Source organism: Clostridium zhoujianii, from assembly GCF_051590805.1.
GTDB lineage: Bacteria > Bacillota > Clostridia > Clostridiales > Clostridiaceae > Clostridium.
Genome location: NZ_JBPUTF010000001.1, coordinates 1,364,895 through 1,387,479 on the forward strand (window position 1 = coordinate 1,364,895; position 22,585 = coordinate 1,387,479).

At 28.1% G+C, this 22,585-nt stretch carries 21 protein-coding genes; 19 read left to right on the forward strand and 2 right to left on the reverse strand.

Translation table 11 applies throughout. The features are described from left to right. The first annotated feature begins 139 nt into the window (after positions 1-139). The 9 genes from ACSYT2_RS06460 (at position 140) to ACSYT2_RS06500 (ending at position 8,813) form a co-directional block, all read left to right on the forward strand. On the forward strand, positions 140-439 hold the full coding sequence (locus ACSYT2_RS06460) for a hypothetical protein (RefSeq protein ID WP_430856364.1): 300 nt from the start codon (positions 140-142) through the stop codon (positions 437-439). A gap of 15 nt (positions 440-454) precedes the next feature. Further along, entirely contained in the window at positions 455-1,102 is a 648-nt protein-coding gene (locus ACSYT2_RS06465; RefSeq protein ID WP_438384245.1) for a hypothetical protein, read from the forward strand. A gap of 227 nt (positions 1,103-1,329) precedes the next feature. Next, complete coding sequence (locus tag ACSYT2_RS06470) at positions 1,330-2,541, forward strand: dicarboxylate/amino acid:cation symporter (RefSeq protein WP_438384246.1); 1,212 nt, start codon at positions 1,330-1,332, stop codon at positions 2,539-2,541. Between the two features lie 88 nt (positions 2,542-2,629). Next, positions 2,630-3,238, forward strand: coding sequence for an acetate uptake transporter (locus tag ACSYT2_RS06475; RefSeq protein ID WP_430856367.1), 609 nt, complete (start codon positions 2,630-2,632; stop codon positions 3,236-3,238). Between the two features lie 359 nt (positions 3,239-3,597). Further along, positions 3,598-3,846 carry a TM1266 family iron-only hydrogenase system putative regulator gene (locus ACSYT2_RS06480; protein WP_430856368.1) on the forward strand — a complete coding sequence of 83 codons (249 nt, stop codon included), beginning with the start codon at positions 3,598-3,600 and terminating at the stop codon, positions 3,844-3,846. Positions 3,847-3,848: 2 nt separating this feature from the next. Continuing rightward, positions 3,849-4,907 (forward strand): [FeFe] hydrogenase H-cluster radical SAM maturase HydE, encoded by a 1,059-nt coding sequence (gene hydE / locus ACSYT2_RS06485; protein WP_438384248.1) that lies wholly within the window; start codon positions 3,849-3,851, stop codon positions 4,905-4,907. Next, entirely contained in the window at positions 4,907-6,283 is a 1,377-nt protein-coding gene (gene hydG / locus ACSYT2_RS06490; protein WP_438385005.1) for a [FeFe] hydrogenase H-cluster radical SAM maturase HydG, read from the forward strand. The genes hydE and hydG overlap by 1 nt, the downstream gene beginning before the upstream one ends. 8 nt (positions 6,284-6,291) lie before the next feature. Continuing rightward, positions 6,292-7,479: a [FeFe] hydrogenase H-cluster maturation GTPase HydF gene (gene hydF, locus ACSYT2_RS06495; RefSeq protein ID WP_438384250.1), complete on the forward strand. Its 1,188-nt coding sequence runs from the start codon at positions 6,292-6,294 to the stop codon at positions 7,477-7,479. Between the two features lie 140 nt (positions 7,480-7,619). Continuing rightward, on the forward strand, positions 7,620-8,813 hold the full coding sequence (locus ACSYT2_RS06500) for a pentapeptide repeat-containing protein (protein WP_430856371.1): 1,194 nt from the start codon (positions 7,620-7,622) through the stop codon (positions 8,811-8,813). A 56-nt stretch (positions 8,814-8,869) separates the two neighbouring features. Here ACSYT2_RS06500 and ACSYT2_RS06505 read toward each other — a convergent pair whose 3' ends face one another. Next, entirely contained in the window at positions 8,870-9,661 is a 792-nt protein-coding gene (locus ACSYT2_RS06505; RefSeq protein ID WP_430856693.1) for an SDR family NAD(P)-dependent oxidoreductase, read from the reverse strand. Positions 9,662-9,862: 201 nt separating this feature from the next. On the opposite strand from ACSYT2_RS06505, the gene ACSYT2_RS06510 reads away from it, so the two are divergent. The 9 genes from ACSYT2_RS06510 (at position 9,863) to ACSYT2_RS06550 (ending at position 18,513) form a co-directional block, all read left to right on the forward strand. Next, positions 9,863-11,020 carry an MFS transporter gene (locus ACSYT2_RS06510; RefSeq protein ID WP_430856372.1) on the forward strand — a complete coding sequence of 386 codons (1,158 nt, stop codon included), beginning with the start codon at positions 9,863-9,865 and terminating at the stop codon, positions 11,018-11,020. Between the two features lie 20 nt (positions 11,021-11,040). Further along, positions 11,041-11,727, forward strand: coding sequence for a response regulator transcription factor (locus ACSYT2_RS06515; protein WP_430856373.1), 687 nt, complete (start codon positions 11,041-11,043; stop codon positions 11,725-11,727). Further along, positions 11,727-12,746, forward strand: a complete 1,020-nt coding sequence (locus ACSYT2_RS06520; protein WP_430856374.1) for a sensor histidine kinase — start codon at positions 11,727-11,729, stop codon at positions 12,744-12,746. The genes ACSYT2_RS06515 and ACSYT2_RS06520 overlap by 1 nt, the downstream gene beginning before the upstream one ends. Before the next feature lie 110 nt (positions 12,747-12,856). Beyond that, a complete protein-coding gene (locus ACSYT2_RS06525; RefSeq protein WP_430856375.1) occupies positions 12,857-13,525 on the forward strand; it encodes an ABC transporter ATP-binding protein in 669 nt (222 codons plus the stop codon). Positions 13,526-13,534: 9 nt separating this feature from the next. Beyond that, the gene (locus ACSYT2_RS06530; RefSeq protein ID WP_438384253.1) at positions 13,535-15,934 is read left to right on the forward strand and encodes an ABC transporter permease; all 2,400 of its coding nucleotides are present in this window, start codon (positions 13,535-13,537) and stop codon (positions 15,932-15,934) included. Positions 15,935-16,053: 119 nt separating this feature from the next. Next, positions 16,054-17,076: a hypothetical protein gene (locus ACSYT2_RS06535; RefSeq protein WP_430856377.1), complete on the forward strand. Its 1,023-nt coding sequence runs from the start codon at positions 16,054-16,056 to the stop codon at positions 17,074-17,076. 18 nt (positions 17,077-17,094) lie between these two features. Further along, positions 17,095-17,262 carry a hypothetical protein gene (locus ACSYT2_RS06540; protein WP_430856378.1) on the forward strand — a complete coding sequence of 56 codons (168 nt, stop codon included), beginning with the start codon at positions 17,095-17,097 and terminating at the stop codon, positions 17,260-17,262. Between the two features lie 37 nt (positions 17,263-17,299). After that, a complete protein-coding gene (locus ACSYT2_RS06545; protein ID WP_430856379.1) occupies positions 17,300-17,461 on the forward strand; it encodes a hypothetical protein in 162 nt (53 codons plus the stop codon). Positions 17,462-17,643: 182 nt separating this feature from the next. After that, positions 17,644-18,513, forward strand: coding sequence for a DegV family protein (locus ACSYT2_RS06550; protein ID WP_438384257.1), 870 nt, complete (start codon positions 17,644-17,646; stop codon positions 18,511-18,513). A 53-nt stretch (positions 18,514-18,566) separates the two neighbouring features. On the opposite strand, the gene ACSYT2_RS06555 is transcribed toward ACSYT2_RS06550, so the two are convergent. Further along, on the reverse strand, positions 18,567-20,498 hold the full coding sequence (locus tag ACSYT2_RS06555; protein ID WP_430856381.1) for a sensor histidine kinase: 1,932 nt from the start codon (positions 20,496-20,498) through the stop codon (positions 18,567-18,569). Positions 20,499-20,672: 174 nt separating this feature from the next. Here ACSYT2_RS06555 and ACSYT2_RS06560 point away from each other — a divergent pair, with 174 nt between their 5' ends. Continuing rightward, a complete protein-coding gene (locus ACSYT2_RS06560; protein ID WP_438384258.1) occupies positions 20,673-22,577 on the forward strand; it encodes an N-acetylmuramoyl-L-alanine amidase family protein in 1,905 nt (634 codons plus the stop codon). Positions 22,578-22,585: the final 8 nt, after the last annotated feature.

Sequence of the window (22,585 nt, forward strand, 5' to 3'; positions counted from 1 at the left end):
AGTTATTATATATGGTATATTTAATATTATATTATGTGACTATTATTATAAGTTGATTACATCAAGTAAATTATGTACTATTTAGATATTAAGACTAGAATGGTAATTATGATTTACTGAATAGTAAGAAAGGATAATTATGTGCAGAATAAAGTTCAATATTAATGAGGTTATTTTAATAATTATGGGATTAATTAAAGAGTTAGAATTTACTGAAGTATATGGAGAGTCTCAAATAGAAGAATTATATTTTCCAAAACCTATAGAAGAAAAATTAAGTAAATTAACTAAATACGAGTATGAAGATTTTATGAATAATTCTACTAATATTGCTGAAGAAGTATATGAGTTGAAAACCGGAGAACTAAATGAACTTAATTTTCTACATCAAGAAATCAAAATATTAGCAGAGGAGATCTTAATAAAATATTTATGCTAATAATTGGGGGGCTAAATGAAAAATTTTAAAGAAATTATAGAAAGTATTATGATATATAAGGATATAATACTTAAATGGGGATTTGATATAGGCTTTGATTTTACAAAAGAATGTTCATCAGAGGGACTACCCTATATTCCTTTAGATCAAGTGCTTTTATCAGAAAAAATTAATATTCTTAATTCTAACAATGTTTTATCAAAATTAAAGATAGGGAATGAAATATTCGGGGATCTAATAGATTATGCAGCCAATGCACTTGGGCACTCTAATTATAAGGATTTAATTAGAGATAAAGAAAATAGGAATGGAAAATTTTTCTTAAATAGAGAAGCTCCAATAAAAGAAGATCAAATTAAGAAAATTGTGACAGATAAGATTACCGCTGACGTGGCAACTAATAGTATAGTTGATAGGGATAATTTTACAGAAGATGAAGTGTACTATATAATATCTGCCTTTCAATGGAATGCACTTATTTTAGATCACATGCTTCAATGTACTGATTCAAGCAATATACTAGTTTTTTTTAATGATATACTACCTAAGGAGTATACAGATCATGAGACAAATATTAAGCTACTTGAGATAATAGCATTAGAGTTTACTTATATGTTACTTTTATATTCAATTGTAAATAGTAAGACAAGGGACAATGGTTGAAATTAATCTTTAATCATTGTCATTTATTTTTCTATATTAGGTTTTGTCAGCTCTTATAGCATAAAATAAATTATAGATAAGATATTTATTTTGATAGATTATAGTAATACTCTTTTAAATCTATACTTAACCTTGTATAATAGACAAGGATTATTTCTATAATGACTTCAACTAAGGATAAATAGGCTATTTATAGTCTAAATTTACAGACGAAAGGTAGGATGAGATTGAAATTTTTAAAAAATTACAAAACATCATTAATCTTATTATCCTCAATTATATTAGGAGGGATTATTGGGTTAGTGATGAAAGAAAAGGCTAGTGTTTTTGAACCACTAGGGAATTTATTTTTAAACCTAATATTCACATTATTAATACCTATAGTATTTTTTAATATTACATCAGCTATTGCTAATATGAATAATACTAAAAAGCTTGGTAAGATACTTGGAGTAACAGTAATCGTTTTTGGGGTTACTGCTTTTATTTCAGGCGTAATTGGAGTTTTAAGCTTTAAGGTTTTTGATCCTACAAAAGGTCTAGATCCTTCATTATTTAATAACTTACTAGTAGGAGATACATCTGGAGTAGAAAAAGTAGGAGTATTGGAAAAAATAGTAACAAGTATAACAGTAGGAGATTTCTCTGACCTATTATCAAGAAGTAATTTACTAGCATTGATTATATTCTCTATTATAGTTGGATTTGCAACAATACTATGTCAGGAAGAGGGAAAAGCTTTTGCTGCATTTTTAAACAGTGGAGCAGCTGTTACCATGAAAATGATGAATATAATAATGTACTATGCCCCTATAGGTCTTGGAGCGTATTTTGCTACAGTAGTAGGTCAATTAGGAGGAAATATATTAAGTGGTTATGCAAAAGTATTTGCATTATATTTATTAGTATCAATAATTTACTTTTTTGGATTTTTTACAATTTATGCATATGTAGCAGGGAAGAAGAATGGTGTTAAATTATTTTGGCAGAACGCTACAGAACCTTCAATTACAGCCTTAGCCACCTGCTCAAGTGCAGCTTGTATTCCAGTAAATATTGAAGCAGCAAAGAAAATGGGAGTACCAGATACAATTGCTAATATTGTAATGCCACTAGGGGTAAATATACATAAAGATGGCTCTGTAATTGGTGGTATCTATAAGATAATGTTCTTATTCGCTATATTTGGTAAGGATATGAGCAGTTTTTCATCACTAGTAACTATTTTATTCGTAGGATTGTTAATAGGTGCTGTTGTAGGTGCTGTTCCTGGGGGTGGAGCTATTGGAGAAATGCTTATATTAAGTATTTTTGGTTTCCCACCAGAAGCTTTAGCTATAATGCTTGTAATTGCAACTATAATAGATGCACCTGCAACATTAATAAATTCATCCGGTAATACAGTTTGTACGATGATTGTTTCTAAGTACACTAAATAAATTAGAAAATATATGCTGTTGACAATGAAGGATGGCTTTGATATTCTTTATAAGGATTTAAAATAAACAAAAGATAAGGGGATTAAAAATGAACGAAACAAAAGTAAAAATTGTTAGCGCAGATCCATCTGCACTAGGCTTATTCGGATTAGCTATAATAACCTTAGTAGCATCTTCACAAAAGTTAGGATTAACAAGTGGTGTATCATTAGTTTTGCCATGGGCAATATTCTTAGGTGCATCAGCTCAATTAGTAGCTTGTCTTAAAGATTTTAAACATAATAATGTATTTGGTGCTACTGCTTTCGGAGCATATGCTTTCTTTTGGTATGCTATGGGATTCACTTGGCTAATACAAAATGGTGTATTTGGTGAAAAGCTTGCTTCAACAGTAGATAGTAAACAATTAGGTTTTGCATTCTTAGGATATTTAATATTTACTCTATTCATGACAATAGGTGCTATGGAAACACATAAGGTACTATTTATAATATTTGTTTTAATAGATTTCTTATTTATAGGACTAGCTTTTAGTTCATTTGGTATCATGGAACACTTTATGCATAATGTTGCTGCTTGGGCAGAATTGTTAATTGCATTATTCTCATTCTATGGTTCAGGTGCAGCTGTACTTAATGCACATTTTGGAAAAGCATTCTTACCAGTTGGAAAGCCATTTGGTATTTTTAAAAAATAATTAAATTCAAATAATTATATAATTAAGAAAGGTAACCTACTTAGGTTGCCTTTTTCTATGTGAAGGTTATATATTAGAATTATAATAATATATTTAATAATAAAGTTTACTAATTTTTAATATACCTCTTAATAAATTGTATGATATAATATTAACAAGCTTCTTTTAAGAGAGAATTCTTTTAATTGGAGTGTATAAGTATAATTTCTAACAGAAAAGAGAATTCTAATCTGAAAGAGACAAAAATTCATAAAATGTTATATAAAACGTAGATTTTTCTAGGTTTATTTCATTGAATAGTTTTTGAGGTCTCTAATTAGTTAGAGGCCTCATTTTTGTGGTTTTAGGAGGACTTTATAATGTCAAAGATAGCAGTAATAAGTGCAATTTTAGAAGAGCCAAGAGAATGTCAACAGGAGTTTAATGATGTGGTAGCATCCTTTAGAGGAAGTATCAGAGGAAGAATGGGTTTACCATTTGAACATGGTATATCTGTAATATCTATAACAGTAATTGGAGATTTAGATGATATAAATAGTTTAACGGGGAAATTAGGTAACATCAATGGTGTAACAGTTAAAACAGCAATAGCAAAAAAGGAGATATAAATTTGAAGGTTAAAGAGATAATTGACAAATTATACAAAATTAATGATGCCACTAGGGAAGAACTTTTATATTTGTTAGATAATTTAGATGAAGATTCTAAAAAGTATTTAATAGAGAAATCTCACTTAACTAGAATGGCATCTTACGGTGATAAAGTATATATGAGAGGACTTATAGAATTCACCAATTATTGCGTAAAGAACTGCGAATACTGTGGTATTCGAGCTAAGAATAAAAATGCAGATAGGTATAGGCTAACTGTTGATGAAATATTAGAATGTGCTGATATTGGAGATAGATTAGGATATAAAACTTATGTGCTACAAGGAGGAGAAGATCCTTATTATACAGATGAAATAATGATAGAGATTATTACTAAGATTAAGGAAAGATATCCAGACAATGCAATAACACTTTCCCTTGGTGAAAGAAGTTATGAATCATATGAAAAAATGTTTAAAGCAGGAGCAGACAGATATCTATTAAGACATGAAACTGCAAGCAAGGAATTATATGAAAAGCTACATCCAAATAGTAGTTTTGAAAATAGAAGAGAATGCTTACGAAACTTAAGAAAAATAGGATATCAAATTGGTGCAGGATTTATGGTTGGTCTACCAGGCCAATGCAATAGTGATTTAGTTAATGATTTACGTTTTGTTAAGGAATTAACTCCTGATATGTGTGGTATTGGGCCATTTATTCCTCATAAAGATACAACTCTTAAAGATGAGAAAGCAGGAACTTTAGATAATACTGTAACAATATTAGCAATAACCAGACTATTATTACCTAATGTATTACTTCCTGCAACTACAGCACTAGGAAGTATTAATCCAATTGGAAGAGAGCTTGGAATTAAAGCTGGAGGAAATGTTGTAATGCCAAATCTCTCACCAACTAGTGTAAGAGAAAAATATTCATTATACAATGGCAAAATATGCACTGGAGATGAAGCAGCAGAGTGTAGAATGTGTATCGAAGGTAGAATCAATCGAGCTGGTTTTAAAATTGAAGTTTCCAGAGGAGATAATATCAAATGGCTAAAGGAGAGAAATTAATGTTTATAAATAAAGAATATATAGAGAGTTTGTTGAAAGAATCTAGAAATCCATCTAAAGAACAAGTACAAGCAGTTTTAGATAAATCAAAGAAAAGAGAAGGGTTAAATCATACTGATATTGCTATACTTCTTCAGATTGAAGATAAAGATCAAATAGAAGAGATGTATAAAATAGCTGGTGATATTAAAAAGGAAATTTACGGTAAGAGAATAGTTATGTTTGCTCCACTATATGTAAGCGACTATTGTGTAAATAACTGTGTATACTGTGGCTATCGTGAATGTAACAAATTTGAAAGAAGGAAGTTAACTCAAGAAGAAGTTGCTGAAGAAGTAAAAATTCTTGAAAGTATGGGACATAAGAGACTTGCATTAGAACTAGGAGAAGATCCTGTAAATGCTCCAATAGAATATGTAGTAGAAACCCTTAAAACAATATACAAAACACAAAAAGATAATGGAGAAATAAGAAGAGTAAATGTAAATATCGCAGCAACTACTGTTGATGAATATAAAATTTTAAAAAAGGCTGGAATAGGAACCTATATACTTTTCCAAGAAACCTATGATGAAGATATTTATAAAAAAATGCATCCAAATTGTCTTAAAGGAGATTATGAATATCACTTAACAGCCTTTGATAGAGCAATGGAAGCAGGAATTGACGATGTAGGTGCAGGAGTATTATTTGGACTAGCTGATCCTAAGTTTGAGGTACTTGGATTAATGATACATAACGAGCATCTTGAAAAGAAATATGGAGTTGGATTCCATACAATATCTGTTCCAAGACTTAGACCTGCTGAAGGTGTTTCATTTAAAGGATTCCCTAACTTACTAGATGATGAAACCTTTAAAAGAATTGTTGCAATAATAAGAATTGCTGTACCATTTACAGGAATGATTATCTCAACTAGAGAAGATGCTGAAATGAGACGAGAATTATTAAAACATGGAATATCTCAAATGAGTGCTGGGTCAAGTACAGGGGTCGGTGGCTATAAGGAAAGAGAAGAGGACTCAGAAATAAATCAATTTACACTTGCGGATGAAAGGAAGCCTATTGATATATTAAGTGAACTTTTAGATGATGGATATATCCCAAGTTATTGTACTGCATGTTATAGAAGAGGAAGAACTGGTGAGAGATTTATGAATCTTGCAAAATCAGGAGAAATACAATATTGCTGCGAGCCCAATGCAATGTCTACCTTAATTGAATATGCTTTAGACTATGGAGACAGCGAATTCCAAAGTAAGGCTGAGGCTTTAGTTAGAGAAGAAGCAAGTCATATTGATAGGGAGGAAACTAGAGAATTTGTTCTAAAGAATATTGATAAATTAAAGAGTGGCGAAAGAGACTTATATTTATAGGAGGAAGTATGAATAGTACACCAAATGCTAACAGAAAACACATAGTTATCTATGGCAAAACTAATTCAGGAAAGTCTTCCATTATGAATAATCTACTGGGACAGGAAGTTTCACTTGTATCAGATAAAGAAGGAACTACTACTGATCCAGTTTCAAAAGGAATGGAATTAAATCCTGTTGGGCCTGTATTATTTATAGATACAGCAGGTTTAGGAGATACTACTTCACTTGGTGAAGCCAGAGTAAAGAAAACAATAGAATATATTAAAAGAACTGATATTGGAATATATATTTTTGACATAGAAGATATAGATATAAAAAACTTTAAAGAAATAGAATTAGAGTTTAAAAAATACAATATTCCATATTTACTAGTAATAAATAAAATAGATAAAGTAGATAAAGAAAAGCTAAATTATGTAAAAGAAGAATTCCCAGATTCTATTTATATTTCTAATAAAGAAAAGGTAGGTTTAGCAGAATTAAATAATAAGTTAATAGAATTAATAGAAATTGAGGATGATGAATTACCTTTAATTGGTGATTTGCTGCCCTATGGTTCTAATGTGATTTTAGTTGTTCCCATTGATTCTGAAGCACCAAAAGGTAGGCTTATATTGCCACAGGTACAATGTATAAGAGATGCATTAGATCATGGTATTAAGTGCTACGTAGTAAGAGATACAGAGCTTAAAGATGCCTTAGAAGAAATGAAACATGTTGATTTAGTAATAACTGATTCACAAGCCTTCAAGAAGATAGATAATCTTGTACCTAAGGATATTCCATTAACAAGTTTCTCAATGCTATTCGCAAGGCAAAAGGGTGATATAACAGAATTTTTAGAGGGAGTAAAAAGAATTAGAGAATTAAATCCTGGAGACAAGGTCCTTATTACTGAAAGTTGTAGTCATAATACTTCCCATGAAGATATAGGTAAGGTTAAAATTCCAAAGATGTTAGAGAATTACGTAGGTGGAAAGTTAGACCTTCATTTTAAAGCAGGTCATGATTTCCCAGATAATCTTGATGAATACAAACTAGTAATTCATTGTGGTGGATGTATGATAAATAGAAAAGCAGTAATAAATAGAATTAAATTATGTAAAGATAAAAATGTAGCAATTTCAAATTATGGAGTAGTACTATCTTTTTTAACAAATACTCTAGATAGAAGTAAGATGATATTTAAATAATGAATTGACTGTCTTAAATTAGTTAAGGCAGTCTTCTTTTATATAGAGAATATTTATATTATAAAAATGTATCTAAATAAGAGTTATTTGAAATACTAAACTTATCTATTGTTATAAATTAGATTAGAGGGGATATAAAAATGGCCTATATAAATTTTAAAGAAGAAAGATTTACTGCACTCAAACAGCTTACAAAAAGAAAAAGTAATAATCAAAAACTAATCAATGAATTAATGAAAAAAAGACAATCTTCAACTATAGGAACTATAGATGAAAAGTATAGTTTTAAAGAGATTGCTGAAAGAAAATTTAATGGCAGTAATATGAAAAATGAAGATGAGTTCCTAGAAATTTCATCAAAGAATATAGTATGTGCTATCTTTAGAAGATGTAAGTTTGATAATGTAAAATTCAAAGATTGTAGTTTTATTGGATGTACCTTTGAGGAGTGCACATTTGAAGGAGGTGGTACTATATTTGAAAATTGTACATTCATTAAAGAAGACTCTGATGAAGTTCCATCATTAAATAAAAAAGATAATCTATCTTGCTTTTTTAATAAGTGCAATATGTATGTAAAGTTCTTAAACTCTAATATTTCATACTGTATATTTGAGGAATGCAATATTTATGATACATCATTTGAACTTACTGATATGACAAGTTTAATTATAATAAATTCAGATTTATTAAGAATTAATATGATAGATCTAGATTTATCAGGTGCTAAAATAGTACATACTACTATTGAAGATCTAGAATTTAATGATAAATGGAAAAGTAAATTAGATGAAAAGAGCTTTATTGATAAGATACCTGTAAGAAAGCGCAGTAAGAATCAATATGAAGGATTATATATGCAGTACGAAACCTTTGCAAATAAATTTAATGAAAATAATCTTAAGAATAATTTTGGAGAGTATTATTATCAATGCAAGGTTGCCCAAAGAAAAACCCTTAAACCTATCCCCAAAATATGTTCATACATATATTGGATAGCAAGTGGCTATGGCGAGAGGATAATTCATCCAGTACTGGCTTCAATAGGTATAATTTTTATTTTTGGAGCTTTATATTTACTTTTTGGCATGGAAATTGAAGGTGATAAGATTATAAGACTTATAGATGGAATTGGGTCACCTAATGGATTTTCTGAAATGGGAAAAATATATAATGAAGCATTGATATTAAGTGTGGGAATGTTTGCAGGAGTAGGAACAGTAAACTCAATGCCAATTGATTGTAGTTATATGCTATCAAATATTGAGATGCTACTTGGAGTAGTAATGATGGGTATTGGAATAGGGACTATTGTTAGAAAATTAGTCAGATAAAATTGTTATCTAAATAAAGAAGAACATACTGCTATAACTAAGCAATATGTTCTAGTTTATTTTTTTAGAACTTTTTTTATCTTAATATATAAACCTTGGGAATAAGGAGCAATATACTTATCATTAGGGTATTTATCTTCCACAGCCTTTATATACATATTAATAATAGTATTTGTATTTGTAGATTCAATAGCCTTAAAATAACTAAATTGCTTAAATTTCAGCTTATTTAGATGATTTTTAAAATAAGAATTAACATTCAGCTGATTAAACTGTTTACTTAAATTTTTCTGATTAAAACCAGTAGCATAGGCACCAGGTTCAATAAGTATAACAGGAATATTTAAACCTTTTAGTTTTTTAATTTCTTTATTTAAGCAGGTACCTATCATCTCTAAGGCTGACTTACTTGCGCAGTAGGGAGATAAAAATGGAATGGATGAGACTCCTGCTAATGAAGAAATGAATATTATCCGACCTCCTTTGTTTGATATCATTGCTTTTAAAACCCTTTGTGTTAATTCTATAGATGAAAATACATTAGTTTCGAATACTTCTCTATATCTGTCTACATCTATTTCTCCAACAAACCCAGAATCACCAATAGATGCATTATTTATTAGGACGTCTAACCTAAGGGAATCAATTTCTAAAATATCAATCTTTGAGGTAATATCAAGCTTAAAGGAGAAAATAGGAAGACACCACTTCTTATTTAATCTATTTAGCTCATCTGCTTGTTCTTTTGTATGGGTTGTAGCATATACAAAATGCCCTCTATTTGCAAGAGCAATTGCTGCATCACGGCCAAGACCTGAACCACAACCTGTTATTAGAATATTTTTGATAAGATTACCACCTTTTTTGTTATTTTAATCATCTGAAAATAGTAAAAACTATATATTATTTATAATTACCCTAGAATGCAATAAATATTATAAAAGAAAAGATAATATCACCGATAATTATTGGCTAAACTTGTAAATAATCGGCTTGTTTTGTATACTAAAATAAATAAACAAAAGAATTTAACAAAAGAGGAGTATCCAATGAGACAAAAATCGATGAAATATGTTATAGTACTAACTTTAATAACACATATATTATTAAGCATGGCACATCCAGTGACACCAATGCTTATAAAAGAGAATAACCTTCCTTCATATTTGTTTGGAATATTTTTTGCAGCTATGTCCATAGGCAATTTTATATTTTCTCCAATTTGGGGTAAATTATCTGATAGTAATGGAAGAATAGGTTACCTAATTCTTGGAATTATAGGCTATGGTGTATCACAAATTGGTTTTGGTTATAGTTCTAATCCTATTATCATAGTAATTTTTAGATTTATTGGTGGAGCGTCAGTTATAAGCTTTTTAACAGTAATACTTGCTTATATTGCTGATATAACAGATGAGAAAGGTAGACTTAAGGGAATGACATACTATGCTGCTGCATCTACAGTTGGTAGTGCACTAGGCTCATTACTTGGAGGGTTAATAGGAAATAGTAATTATAGGATTACATTCTTAACACAATTTATTATGTCTATAGTTATATCATTATTGTATTACTTTTTCCTTGAGGAAACTATAAATAAACAATCTAAAAAAGAAAAGGATGAAAATAAAAAAATAAAAAAATCAGTAGTTATCAATAGTAAAGTTATACTTGTAATGACTTTAGTATCAATATTCTATTTTGCCACAACTAGCTATAATTCAAGTATTAATTATTTTATAGAATCGGTATTAAATTTACCACCTAAGGTGAATGGAATTTTCCTTGCTATAGCAGGAATAATGGGATTCTTTACGAATCTATTAATTACACCATTATTAGGTAAAGAGTTTGGTGAATTAAAAAGTCTTAAAATATCACTTATAGCAATGGCTTTATTTATAGGGCTAGCTACTTTTTCTAGCTCTAATATATTATTCTTATTATTTATAATTATTTTTGTATGTAGTGCAAGTGTAACTTTACCATTACTACAAAACATAATTTCAAAAATAGGGAAAAAAAATAATGGTCAAATTGCAGGAATACAAAATTCATGTAGAGCAGTTGGAATGATAATTGGTTCATTATATTCAGGTTTCATATTTGATATAGGTAATAAGTTGCCATTCTTAACTGCTTCACTTGTTATTATTATAGGAATAATATATATGAGCTTTATTTCGAAAAAAGAAGACATAATTTAATAAGAAAAGGGTGTATGGGAATGAAAAGAGTATTGATTGTAGAAGATGATAGAACTTTGAATAGGGGAATAACCTTCAACTTAGAAGCCGATGGATTTAGGGTTGAAGGGGTATACTCAATAAAAGGCGCCAGAGAAAAAATCAATGTAAACAATTATGATTTAATTATCTTAGATGTAAATCTACCAGATGGTAATGGGTTTGATTTATGCAAAGAGATTAGAAGTAGTAATAGTTCCGTACCAATTATATTTTTAACTGCTTGTGATATGGAGTTTGATATAGTTACTGGATTCAAATTAGGAGGCGATGATTATATAGTTAAACCTTTTAGTTTGAGTATCATGAGAGAGAGAGTCTTTGCAATTCTTAGAAGATGTGACGGGAAAGAAAAATCAAGTAATATATTTAGAATCGATAATATTACCATTGATTTTGATAAATATATTCTAAAAAAGAATGGTGAAAAAATTGAAATAACTCCAACAGAATTTAAGTTGTTAAAAGTATTTACATCATGCATGGGACAAGTTATCACAAGAAATGCACTTCTTGAGGCACTTTGGGATAAGGATTCAAATTTTATTGATGAGCATGCTTTAACTGTTAATATTAATAGGCTTAGAAGTAAAATAGAAGATGATAAGAATAAATATATTAGCACTGTATATGGAATAGGCTATATATGGGATAAGGAAAAATTCTGATGAATGGATTTTTAATTAAATTTGCTACAGCATATGGATTAATGACTTCTGCCTATTTATTTATATTATACTTACTATCAATTGATAATAGGCCTTCTGATATGTTTAAGTTAACCATTGGGTATATAATTGTATTTATAATTCTTTTAACTATCTTTTTACTTAGCTTAAGAAATTTGATATTAAGGCAATCTGAAGAAACCTGTAACTTTCTTGATGAAGTAATGAGTAAAAAAACTAAGGCAAAATTCAAGATTTATGATGAAACACTATACTCTAAAGAACAGAACAAACTTAAAGAATTAGTAGATATTTTAGAATCAGAAAAAAGACAGTATGAAGTAGAAAAGGATAATATACAATCATTAATAACAGATTTATCTCATCAAATCAAAACACCATTAGCAAATATATCAATGTATAACTCAACACTATTAGATAGGGATGTAGACAAAGAGACAGAAAAGGAATTTCTGGGGGCTATTAATAATCAAATAGAAAGACTTCAGTGGTTAGTAGATGGACTTGTTAAAATATCAAGATTAGAGAGTAATATTATTTCTTTAAGTAGTGAGATATGTCCAATTCAAAACACACTAGCAATTGCCATAAGCGGAGTTTATTCTAAGGCAAAAGAAAAGGATATTAAAATAAATATTAATTGTGGTAAAGATATAAAATCAAATCATGATAAAAAATGGACTTCAGAAGCTCTGTATAACATTATAGAGAATGCAATTAAATATTCTGAAAAAGGCAGTACTATTGATATTGAAGTAGAAAGTTTAGAGGTATTTTTAAGAATTGATATTATTGATTATGGTATGGGAATAGAAAATAAGGAAATAAATAATGTATTTAAAAGGTTTTATAGAAGTGAAAGAGTTAGAGAATATAACGGGGTAGGTATAGGTTTATACCTTGCACGGGAAATAGTAACAAGAGAAGGTGGATATATAAAGGTTAAATCCTCTTTAAATAATGGATCTACATTTTCAGTATTCCTTCTGAAAAGATAGTGCTTCAGAGTATATAAACTCTGAAGCTTTACAATTATAACAGAAATGTGATATTCAATAAAAAAATTGTTATTATTATTGTGTATTATTACAATAGAGGTGAGAAAATCATGATTGAGGTTTTAGGAGTAAAAAGATATTTTGGAGCAAATGAAAATATTGTAAAAGCAATTGATGACATAAGTTTAAATATAGATGGCGGAGAGTTTATTGCAATAGTTGGATCATCTGGAAGTGGTAAAAGTACTCTTTTACATATTCTTGCTGGCTTAGACAAACCAACTGAAGGCAAGGTACTTATTGATAATATAAATATTTATAATCTGACTGACGATGAACTAACTATTTTTAGACGAAGAAAGATTGGGCTAATATTTCAAAGCTATAATCTTATTCCAATTATAAATGTATACGATAATATTGTATTACCACTAGAACTTGACGGCGCCAAGATTGATAGAGAGTATATTGATGATATTATTAAGGTATTAGGATTAGAGGATAGAATGAACTTCTTGCCAAGCAAACTATCTGGTGGACAGCAACAAAGAGTCGCTATAGCACGAGCTTTAGCAATTAAGCCATCAATAATTTTAGCAGATGAACCTACTGGTAATCTAGATACAAAAAAAGAGCAAGAAGTAATTGGATTATTGAGGCTAATGTCGCAAAGATTTAATCAAACTATAGTTATGATTACACATAATGAGGAAATAGCACAACTTGCACATAGGATTATCCATATTGAAGATGGAAAAATAATAAATAGATGTGATTAAGGAGCTAATATGTATATAAATAACAATAGAAAAATAATATTAAAGATTAGTAATAGCATCTCTTCAAATAATAAATTAAGAAATATCTTTATTATTCTAGCAATAACTCTTACAACAGCACTGTTGGCTATGGGGTTTACATCATATTATAGTGTTGTTGACACATTGGCTGAATATGAAAGTTCAAATAGTAATGATGATAATATAAATACTTTTTTACGGTCATCCTATGGTGACGGAGAGGTGTATAAAGTAGATTCATTAACTATTCCCAATGATGAAGTAATAAAATCAAACTATACTTTTGATGCATATTACCTTAAGAATATTTATCTTAAGATACCAAACAATAAAAATTTCTTTGAAAAAACTAATATTAATATACTGTCAGGTGAACTACCCCAAAGTACTGATGAAATAATTTTACCCTCTTCAGTTGTAGATAATATAAAAAATATACACACTGGTGATGAAATAATTGTTAGTAACGGTAAAGATGAGATTCAGGGGCTGTCATCTTTTTCAAAGAACTATAAAATAACGGGAGTATACAAGTCTGAAGATGGGTTAGCTAGTGATTTGTACACAGGTCCTGTGTCTGTAACTCAAACAAGCTTAAGTCTAATAATTATTATAATTCTGCTAGTTATGCTTTCAGGATACTTATTTATATACAATATTTTATATATACATGTTATAAAAGATTTTAAGGCATATAAGATGTTGCGAATTTTGGGAATGAAAGCTAAGGAAATAAAATGGGTGATTTTTTATCAAGGTCTTAAATTTTCAGTTGTTGGAGTACCATTAGGAATAACAATAGGAATAGAAATTGGTGAAATGATAACTCCAATGGTTATAAAGTTTACTGGGTATGAAATAATTCCAGAAGTAACAAATAAGCTGGCGATTTATATTATCCCAGCTTTAATAATGGTTTTTGTAATTTATTTAAGTTCATTAAAGCCAAGCATATATGCAAGCGATATAGATTTAATTAAGACTATTGATGATTCTTATATAAATATAGGCAATAAGTTAATGAAAAGAGAATTTACTAAAAGACAAACAAAGGTTAAGTTAATGTCATGGTTAAATATATTTAGAAATAAAAAGAAAACTTATCTAACATTTAGCTCATTGATTTTAGGAGCATTAGTTATAATATTTTCTATAAGTGCTTACCTAAGCTTAAGCCCAAGAAAGGCAATTAAAGGTAATATAACATCAGACCTTGCAATAACACATAACAGTACAATAATTTCGAACTCAAAGTACATTCCAGTTGGTAAAGAGTTAACTAGCGAGCTAGAAAAACTTGAATTTATTGAAGATATTAATTATCAATATGAAGCTATTAATCCTAATGATTCAGGAGTATATGATTATTTTTATGGTGAAGTAGTAAGAACCGAGCCTTTTAAAGTAGAGGGTAGAGTTAATAATAAGTCTAGATTAGAAGCAAGCTATGGTAAAATTGGTCCAGAAAAACAAATAACAAATAATGAAAATGTATTTCCACTAAGAATAAAGGGAATTTCATATAATGACTTTGATAGGGAAATAGGAAACTATAAATTAATCCACGGTGCAATAAATAAAGAAAAGTTTTTTGCTGATGATTATGTTATATTTTTAGGTACAAACACATTTAAAGCAAATACACAGATTCCTATAACATTTATTGTTTCAGATATAACAGGAGAAATAAAAAATGTTACAAAGGATTTAGATGTAATGTCTATAATAAAATTTAATACAAGTAAAATTTTTGAGGATAAAGATAGTATTAGAGAATTAATTATTTCAGATAAACTCTTTAATGATATTTATGGAGAGAAGGAAAACTATATTACCAATATAGACATTACTTTTAAAGAAGGCTACGAAAATAGTGAATGTGAAAAGGAAATAGCTACTATTCTTCATAAGTTTAATAATGATCAATTAACTATTAAATCAAGAAAAGCTTTAGTATCAGAAGTAAGTGAATTACAAAGAGGAATTTCAAGGATAGGAGTAATAATATCTTCTATAGTTGGATTAATTGCAATTTTAAATGTTATAAACAGTTCTTTAGCTAGTCTCTTTGCTAGACAAGCTGAGTTTGCTATTTTAAGGGCTATAGGAACAACAAGAAGACAAATGAAGGAAATGATAATACAAGAGGGTTTTTATAGTTTTTTAATTGTTGCAATTCCTTTAGTGCCACTAGGCTTTATTACAGGTAAACTGCCTGAATTGTTCATACCTTTTGCCATGAAGGTTAGTTTTACGGAGGTAGCAATATCAGTGATTATAGCATGTATACTTGTACTAATTATAAATATTTGTATTCCATATCTAGGATATAAACTAATATTTAAGAACAATCTTTCTGAAGATTTAAAAGAAATAATTTGGTATTAGATTACTTTATCAACATAAATATTTTAAAGGAGCATCATAATATGGTGCTCTTTTGTAATTTTATTGTAATTTTAGTAATAGTATTTAAGTATAAATATATTATTTAGAGGGGATATATTATGAGTAATAAAGAAAGGGGAATTTTTTTTAGAAATGCAATAATTTGTATTATATTTATTATAATAGGAGTACTCTTAGATAGAGTGATTTACAATAATATTTCATTAACTATTTTACAAAGTGGAAGTAAAATTATATCTATACTTTCAATAATTTTTGCAATTGGATTATTAATAGAATTTCTAATTAAGATTTATAAAAAGAATACTATTAAAGAGATACTAACTAATAAATTCAAAAAAGTTAGTTTTTTTACCATTTCTTTTCTGTTGTTTAATTTATATTATTCAGTTAATGAAAGTAATTTTATTGCAACTTATACTCAGAATAAGTTTGGTATAAATAATGAACAGTTTATACTTTTAATAAATTTAGCTATTTTTTTCATTATATATCAAATTGCTTACTTCACTATATTCTCTGATTATTATATAAAAAAGATAAATAAAGATGGTTTTGAAATAAGTAAAGAAGAAATGGTTGATGAGTGTATAAATGCTTTTGATAAGGTAAAAGAAGACTCATTAAGCATAAATAAAAAATATAGGGATATAATAAATAACTTTGCAGCATCCCTACCTGAATTACAAAAGTTTATATTTGAGCTAGACAAGAATGGAAATATTAGTGATATGGTAACATACGATGACATTGTAGCATATGTTGATAAATGTATAACTATATATATTTACTCATTACCAAACATAAAGCATTTAACATTAAGGAAAGATGAATTTGAGACGTCAATAAGGTATTATTATTCCTTGGATGAGGAGGAGATGTACTATATTACTAAAAATATCAAGGATATAGAATGTGAAAGTGAGTATTATGATAAAGGTAGAATATATATGAATATATATATTCCAACTATAGATGACAGATTATATATTGTATTAGATACAGGTGAAGAAGAGAGTATATACCCCTTTGAATTAGCAAAATTAATTCGTATATTAGTAGATTACTTTGAGAAAAATTTCCTACTAATTTACTTAAATAATTTATCAAAAATGGATTAAAGATTATGAGGTGCAAACATGGGAATAATATGTGTGAATAAAATTATTACAAATGGATTAAAAACTGAGAATTCTAGAAGGAATGGAAGAGATGCAGTTGAAATTTACTATCAGTCTATAAAAAAGAAAGAAGAAAAAATGGAGGAAATTAAAGCTAATATAAACACACTTAAAAGGAAGGAGTAATAATATATATAGTATATTATTACTGGATGTGATATAGTTGCTAAATAAAAATATAGATAATATTATTAATCATACGCCTAACAGCAAATGTTATGGTGAGGATTGTACAAGAAGATATGAAAATTCTGTTATCAAAGTTAGAGAAAACTTAGGAAATCTTAGAAAAAAAATTAAAGTTATAAAAGACAAGGTTTGGTAGTTATTACTGTCAAACTTTTTTGTTGTATTATAAAATTGTAATCTTAATCTAGTTATATCCAAACTTAAATGGGAATATTGTTTAAATATCAAATAATTTGAGTATCAAAATATTTGACATTAATACAAACTCTATTTATACTAGATTTAAAAGAAATCTTTTATAAAATGGAGGAATTTTTTATGAGTATTAAGATAATGACAGATTCAGCATGTGATTTACCATATAACTATGTGAAAGAAAATGGTATTGGATTAGTTTCTCTTACCGTAAATATAAAAGGAGAATTTTATAAGGATGATTTAGGACAAACTATTAGCTATGATGAATTTTATAAAATAATTAGATCCGGAGAAATAACTTCAACAGCACAGGTTAATGTCTACACATTTGAAGAGGCCTTTAGAAAAGAGATTAGAGAGGGGAATTCAGTTATATACATAGGACTTGCATCAGTCCTTAGTGGCACAGTTAATAGTGCACGAATTGCTAGGGATAACATATTAGAGGAATACCCTGATGCAAAAATTCAAGTAATAGATTCTAAGTCAGTAACCCTAGGGGAAGGGCTATTAGTTTATTACGCTCAAGAAATGCTTAAAGAAGGAAAAGATTATGATGAAATAGTAAGATGGATAGAAATAAATAGAGCTAAATTACAACATGCAATAATATTAGAAGATCTTGAACATCTAAAAAGGGGTGGCAGAATATCTTCAACTACAGCTGTTGTAGGAGGTATTTTAGGAGTGAAACCAAGTTTAAAGTTAGATCCTGAAGGAAATGTTAATTCTGGACCAAAGTTTAAAGGAAGAAAAAGAGCAGTAGGATACTTATTAAAGGAGCTTGAAGAAAAATCTGTTGATTTAGAAAATCAAGTAATTTTCATAGCACATGCTGATTGTATTAAAGATGCAGAATCTCTAAAAAATAAGATTATAGAAAACTTCAAGGTAAAGGATATTATTATTAATAATATTGGTGCTGTAATTGGTACTCATGGAGGAGCAGATGCAATGGCAATACTATTTTTAGGTTTAGATCGAGAGTAAAGTAAAAGGAGGTGTAATAAGATATTTTACTTATTATACCTCCTTTTATTTTTTTATATAAAATTTGTAAAATCAGAAAACTCTAGCTTTAGTTTTTCTTTACTAGATTGATGTTGAGAATTATCAGATATAGTACTATCTGATTTAATAATTGGTAAGTTTACTGTAAATGTAGTACCTTCATTAATTTTACTATCTAATGAAATAGTTCCTCCATGTAGCTCAACCATTGATTTGCAGATAGATAAGCCAATTCCACTACCTTCATTTTTATTATAAATTGTATCATTAGCTTGTCTAAATCTTTTAAAAACATATTCATACTTATCCTCTGGAATACCTATACCTGTATCTTTAACAGTAGTAATTACCTCTCTTGAATTACAAGAAATATTAACAAAAATCCTTCCTCCAGGTGGAGTGAATTTAATAGCATTGGATAATAAATTTAAAAATACTCTTTCTATTTTATCTTTGTCAAATGAGCAGTATAGTTCTTCTAAATCAGTATCAAATATAAGCTCAATCTCTTTTTTTTCAGAAAAAGGAACAGTACTTAAAGTTATGTCTTCAATTACAGATATTATATCGTTATTGGTCTTTTCAATAGTAAAATAACCTGCATCAAGCTTTGTAGTGTCAATAATATTATTTACGAGCCTAAGGAGTCTATTACTATTATTTCTTAAATAATCAAACTTATTATATATTGACTTATTATTAATTTGTAGTTCTCCTGATTCAATATACATATCAATAAGCTGAATTGTACTAATTATTATGTTTAAAGGTGTTCTTAACTCATGGGAGACATTTGCAATAAAATTTGTTTTCATGAAGTCTACTTGTGCTTGTTCTTTTACAATTTTATGTGTATAAACTTGATTGAATATTAATGCAATAATTATTATTAAAAAAATGAAAAATGTAATTAAGATATACATATTATTCTTTCTCGTAATAAATGTTTCTCCAGTGGTAAGAGTTGAATATTTAACCCCTTTATAGTTAGATGGTATATTATATGTATTCATTAGTTCCTGATTTATTATTAATAAATCATTTTCTTTAAATTCAGTTATACCTATAGAAGATGGATTTACTTTATTAATTAGTATATCATGACTTAGTTTACCTAAGGCTGTACCGAGTTTGAAACCAGAATAGTTATATCCACCAATATTAAAGGTTGTACAAAAATCAAGTAAACCACCATATGTAGGATTATCAGTAACGGTGGCAATTTCCTTCATACTTTCATATTCTGATAAATATTTAGGTTCATCAACACCAATCAGTGACTTAATTTCACTAAAGGATATATTAAGTGAATCTTCCTTAGTAAAGTAGTTCATTATTTCAGTATCTATACCAGTTTGAATAAAGTTAAATTTAATACCACTATTATTACTTTCATTATAAGTTAAAATCTTTTTATAAAAATATGTCTTCTTAAAATCTCTATTAATAAGAAAATTTACTTCCTTTGTCTTAGGATGAAAAGTTAATAATGTATTCATTAAATTTTCAAAATCATATGGAGAGTAATATCCGTATGCATTAGAATTAGGAAGGGTAATATTCTCTGCAGATATTCCAAATATTATAGGGATATCTTTAAACAAATCATCACCAATAGCCGATAAAATTTTTGTGGTATTTTCGTCTAAGGATATGATTAAATCAAAGGGACCACTACTTTCAATAAGTTTTTCTAATGTATATTTTACGGTATCATAACTTCTAGAAGAACTTGAATCTACAATAACTTTGTAATCCCTTAAGTTGTCATCTAAGTATTGATTTAATCCTTCAACCAAAGAGGAATCAAAAGCAGAATTTATTGAGGGATTCATAATAAGAATCTTACCTTTGTAATCATTTTGATATTCTGTCCATGTTTCTGCCTTAGGCCTTTCCTGTATAAAAGTCATAGAAATAAGTATAGTAATAATGAATAGAACTTTTTTATATTTAGTTTTCATTTTCTTCCCCCTTCTGTAAAACTGCTATTAATTCACATATTACATAGTATAGTATTTTATGTCAATTAGTATAATATTTAATTATTATAGAAAATAATCAATATAAATTATAACAATTGGTGTTAATGTATTATTATTCATCAATTTTTGTTAAAATAGTGCTGAGGTGATAACTTGATAAAAAAAATCTTAGGAGAAAGAAAGATATTATTAGCTTTATGTTTGGTGGGATCATTAATTTTAATATACTTTTATGTTTATATAAATAATAACAATGCCAACTTTGAAGAAGCATTTTTATTAGAGGAGGCTCCATCTTTAAGGGAGGACAATAAAATTATTTTACCTCCACTGAGTAATGATATAAAAATTATTAGACCTATAAAGAACAAAATTACTACAGGTGAAAGTAAAATTACTTTTTCTGGTATGACAGACCCAGAGGGGAACACAAAATTAAATGGTGAAAATTTAGATATATATTATACAGGGAATTTTATTAGAGAACTTCCTTTAGATGTTGGCATTAATAATTTTAAATTTTCTTTAGGAAATAAGGTATTACAATATGAAATAATAAGAGAGTTTAAAATAATAAACTCTATTTTACCAAGTAATATCCTCGAAATAGAGGATGGAATGGAAGCAGTAATTTCAGCTAAGCTATATAGTGGATCTTCTGCATATGCAGAAATTGATGGAGAGAAGATAGATTTAAAGCAAATTGAAACAGCAGAATATATAAATGCTAGAGATACAACATATGCTAATTTTCAAGGAGTATATAAGGCAAAAGGGAGCAGGGTAAATGAAGGCAAAGGTACTATTAAAGTCCATGCAATCTTTGATGGAAAAGAGGAAACTAAAGAAGGTGCAAGGGTAATAGTAAACAAAATAGATTCTAGTGATAGAAGTAAACTAAAAGAACAAATAATAGTGAAAAATGACAGTACTAGAATTTATGATAACTTAACTACTTCTGTTACACCACTGGTTGAGATAGGTCCTTTAGCTAAAGGAACCATAGATTATATAGTATCTAAAATTAAGGTGGATGATAAGGAATATTATAATCTTTTATCTAAGAAAAGATTACGGATAAATGATGTGGATGTTGTAAACTCAGTATATTTTGATAATAATACTATTAGAAACATAGAAGTGTATGAAAGTAATAATAAGATTATTTTAAAGATTAAACCTGAGCATAAACTTCCCTATAATTTTGAAGTAATAGGGATAGATTTTAAAGATATTAAAAACCAGAATTATTCAATCGATAGCTTAAATGGAGAAGCAATCAAATTAGTATTCGATTTTGGAAAAATAATAGAAGATAACATTAGTTTTAAAGAAAATTTTTTATTTGAGGATATTAAAGTTGAAGAGGGTGATTCTACTAATTATTTATATTTAAAAATTAAAGATGGAAGTGAATATAATGGCCATTATACATATTACGATAGTGATGGTAATTTAATATTCCAGTTTAGAGATAAGAAAAAATCATTATCTGGAATGAAAATAATAATAGATCCTGGACATGGATTAACTAAGAATGGAAATGATCCAGGTGCTTTAGGTTGGAGTAACATTAATGAGAGTGATTTAAACTTACAAATTGCCAAATCTGTAGAACTTAAGTTAAAGGAAAGGGGTGCAGAAGTAATAAGACTTAAGACAGACACAGAGATCATTCCTTTAAAGGATAGAGGGGCTAAGTCAAAAGAAGCAGATGCAGATTTATTTGTATCCCTACATAACAACTCTGGTGGCTCAGGTAAATATAATGCAACTGAAACATATTACTTCACGCCAATATCAAAGAAATTTGCTGAGAATATTAATAAGAGTTTAGTTAATTGTTATAATGAAGTCTTATTTCCTAGTACAAAGGGAAACTATAATAGAGGTGATAAATTTAATGATTTCACAGTTACCCTTGAAAGAGAAAGTCCCTCTGTTCTTATAGAAGTAGGCTATGTTGATAATCCACTATCCTTTAATAAACTAATAGATCCAGATTATCAGATTAAATTATCTGAAGCTATCGTAAATGGTATAGAGAATAGTCTATAGGTGAAATT

What these genes read in the sequence shown, in the direction of transcription:
- ACSYT2_RS06460 (WP_430856364.1), top strand. Translation starts at nt 140, where the DNA reads ATGTGCAGAATAAAGTTCAATATTAATGAGGTTATTTTAATAATTATG.
- ACSYT2_RS06465 (WP_438384245.1), top strand. Translation starts at nt 455, where the DNA reads ATGAAAAATTTTAAAGAAATTATAGAAAGTATTATGATATATAAGGAT.
- ACSYT2_RS06475 (WP_430856367.1), top strand. Translation starts at nt 2,630, where the DNA reads ATGAACGAAACAAAAGTAAAAATTGTTAGCGCAGATCCATCTGCACTA.
- ACSYT2_RS06480 (WP_430856368.1), top strand. Translation starts at nt 3,598, where the DNA reads ATGTCAAAGATAGCAGTAATAAGTGCAATTTTAGAAGAGCCAAGAGAA.
- hydG (WP_438385005.1), top strand. Translation starts at nt 4,907, where the DNA reads ATGTTTATAAATAAAGAATATATAGAGAGTTTGTTGAAAGAATCTAGA.
- hydF (WP_438384250.1), top strand. Translation starts at nt 6,292, where the DNA reads ATGAATAGTACACCAAATGCTAACAGAAAACACATAGTTATCTATGGC.
- ACSYT2_RS06500 (WP_430856371.1), top strand. Translation starts at nt 7,620, where the DNA reads ATGGCCTATATAAATTTTAAAGAAGAAAGATTTACTGCACTCAAACAG.
- ACSYT2_RS06510 (WP_430856372.1), top strand. Translation starts at nt 9,863, where the DNA reads ATGAGACAAAAATCGATGAAATATGTTATAGTACTAACTTTAATAACA.
- ACSYT2_RS06515 (WP_430856373.1), top strand. Translation starts at nt 11,041, where the DNA reads ATGAAAAGAGTATTGATTGTAGAAGATGATAGAACTTTGAATAGGGGA.
- ACSYT2_RS06520 (WP_430856374.1), top strand. Translation starts at nt 11,727, where the DNA reads ATGAATGGATTTTTAATTAAATTTGCTACAGCATATGGATTAATGACT.
- ACSYT2_RS06525 (WP_430856375.1), top strand. Translation starts at nt 12,857, where the DNA reads ATGATTGAGGTTTTAGGAGTAAAAAGATATTTTGGAGCAAATGAAAAT.
- ACSYT2_RS06530 (WP_438384253.1), top strand. Translation starts at nt 13,535, where the DNA reads ATGTATATAAATAACAATAGAAAAATAATATTAAAGATTAGTAATAGC.
- ACSYT2_RS06535 (WP_430856377.1), top strand. Translation starts at nt 16,054, where the DNA reads ATGAGTAATAAAGAAAGGGGAATTTTTTTTAGAAATGCAATAATTTGT.
- ACSYT2_RS06540 (WP_430856378.1), top strand. Translation starts at nt 17,095, where the DNA reads ATGGGAATAATATGTGTGAATAAAATTATTACAAATGGATTAAAAACT.
- ACSYT2_RS06550 (WP_438384257.1), top strand. Translation starts at nt 17,644, where the DNA reads ATGAGTATTAAGATAATGACAGATTCAGCATGTGATTTACCATATAAC.
- ACSYT2_RS06555 (WP_430856381.1), bottom strand. Translation starts at nt 20,498, where the DNA reads ATGAAAACTAAATATAAAAAAGTTCTATTCATTATTACTATACTTATT.